We start from the raw sequence: 2423 nt of genomic DNA on the forward strand, positions 1-2423 counted from the left end.
ACTTCGCAACATTCCGTAAACATCGCGGGAGCGCGCCATTAACGAGAGGGCCGTATACAAAGAGGGCGTTTATCGGAAGGCGTTCTTCCTGCTGCCCTGATTCGTGTTTTCCGGATCTCTGCCGATGCGGGAAGCGGGGAAACGGAAAAGCCGCGGCGCCCGGTGGGGCGCCGCGGCTTTTCCGCGGAATTGATTCCGGCTCGAAGCGGCCGGGATCAGACGGTCTCCGGAAGCTCCTCGAGCCCTTCGGCGACCAGCTTCGCCAGACGGTCCAGGGCGGCCTCGGCGTTGTCCGCCCCGGACGCGAGCACGATCTCCTCGCCACCCTGGGCGCCCAGGCCGAGCACCGCGAGCATGGAGGCGGCGTTCACCGGGTCGCCGTCCGCCTTGGCGATCGTCACGGGGACGCCGGAGGCCGTGGCGGCACGGACGAAGATGGAAGCGGGGCGGGCGTGCAGGCCCTCGGCCCAACCGACGTTGACGCGGCGCTCAGCCATGGTTCTGCCCTTCACGTATCAATGGGTTGTCTAGACCAGTCTCTCATGCGGTGCGTACTGCTGTGCCCGGCACCGCCGCCCACCACGCACCGCCCGCAGGCTTCCTCAGCGTGCCCCTGCCGCCGACCCGCCGCGACCGGTGCGCCGAGCCGTAGGCTTTGCCCATGGAGCCCACTCCGGAGCAGAGTCCGCATCACGCGTACCCCGACCACTGGGAGGCGGACGTGGTGCTCCGCGACGGTGGCACCGCGCGCATCAGGCCCATCACCACGGACGACGCCGAGCGGCTGGTCAGCTTCTACGAGCAGGTGTCCGACGAGTCGAAGTACTACCGCTTCTTCGCGCCCTATCCGCGCCTGTCCGCCCGGGACGTGCACCGCTTCACCCATCACGACTACGTCGACCGGGTGGGGCTCGCCGTCACGATCGGCGGTGAGTTCATCGCGACCGTCCGCTTCGACCGGATCGACGAACAGGGCCGGCCCGCCTCCGCGCCCGCGGACGAGGCCGAGGTCGCCTTCCTCGTCCAGGACGCGCACCAGGGCCGTGGCGTGGCCTCGGCCCTTCTCGAGCACATCGCGGCGGTGGCCAGGGAGCGGGGCATCCGCCGCTTCGCCGCCGAGGTGCTGCCCGCCAACAACAAGATGATCAAGGTGTTCCGGGACGCCGGGTTCACCCAGCAGCGCAGCTTCGAGGACGGTTCCGTCCACCTCACCCTCGACCTGGAACCCACGGCCGAGTCCCTCGCCGTCCAGCGCGCCCGTGAGCAGCGTGCCGAAGCGCGCTCCGTGCAGCGCCTGCTGGCCCCGGGGTCCGTCGCGGTCATCGGTGCCGGCCGCGCGCCCGGCGGCGTGGGCCGGACGGTGCTGCGCAATCTCCTCGGCTCGGGCTTCACCGGACGCACGTACGCGGTGAACACGTCTTTCGCGGCCGGCCTGGACGCCGTCGACGGGGTGCCCGCGCACCGCTCCGTGGGCGGAATCGGTGAACAGGTCGATCTCGCGGTCGTCGCCGTTCCCGCCGACCGGGTGCCCGAGGTCGTCGCCGACTGTGGGGAGCACGGGGTCCAGGGCCTCGTCGTCCTGTCCGCCGGCTACGCCGAGCGCGGGGCCGAGGGCCGGGAGCGGCAGCGGGAACTGGTGCGGCAGGCGCGCTCGTACGGCATGCGGATCATCGGGCCGAACGCCTTCGGCATCATCAACACCTCCGACGCGGTCCGTCTCAACGCCTCCCTCGCCCCGGAGTCGCCCGGGAGCGGGCGCATCGGGCTCTTCACCCAGTCCGGTGCCATCGGCATCGCCCTCCTGTCCGGTCTGCACCGCAGGGGCGCCGGGCTGTCGGCCTTCATCTCCGCGGGCAACCGCGCCGATGTCTCCGGCAACGACTCCCTGCAGTACTGGTTCGAGGACCAGGGCACCGACGTCGCCCTGCTGTACCTCGAATCACTCGGCAACCCCCGCAAGTTCACCCGGCTCGCCCGCCGCACGGCCGCCGTGAAGCCCGTGGTCGTGGTGAAGGGCGCCCGGCACAGCGGGACCAATCCGCCGGGCCACGCCGTACCGGTCAGCCGTATCCCCGACGCGACGGTCTCCGCGCTGATGCGGCAGGCGGGCGTGATCCGGGTCGACACGGTGACGGAGATGGTCGACGTCGGCCTGCTCCTCGCCGGTCAGCCGCTGCCGGACGGCCCCCGGGTCGCGATCCTGGGCAACTCGGAGTCGCTCGGCCTCCTCACCTACGACGCCTGCCTGGCGGAAGGGCTGCGTCCGCGCCCGCCCCGCGACCTCACCACGGAGGCGAGCCCGCAGGACTTCCGGGACGCGCTGGCCGAGGCGCTCGCCGACCGGACGTGCGACGCCGTGATCGTGACCGCGATCCCCTGGGTGGGGGAGAACGGCGAGGCGGAGACCGGTGACGGCGAGGTGC

2 protein-coding genes are annotated in these 2423 nt (G+C 71.5%); one reads left to right on the forward strand and one right to left on the reverse strand.

Translation table 11 applies throughout. The features are described 5' to 3' along the window. Nucleotides 1–215: 215 nt before the first annotated feature. Complete coding sequence (locus VN520_RS01915) at nt 216–497, reverse strand: HPr family phosphocarrier protein (RefSeq protein ID WP_325745061.1); 282 nt, start codon at nt 495–497, stop codon at nt 216–218. Nucleotides 498–661: 164 nt separating this feature from the next. Here VN520_RS01915 and VN520_RS01920 point away from each other — a divergent pair. After that, nucleotides 662–2423 (forward strand): GNAT family N-acetyltransferase (locus VN520_RS01920; RefSeq protein ID WP_325745062.1); only part of this gene is annotated, 1762 nt, incomplete at its 3' end.

This window comes from Streptomyces sp. (assembly GCF_035563135.1).
Lineage (GTDB): Bacteria > Actinomycetota > Actinomycetes > Streptomycetales > Streptomycetaceae > Streptomyces.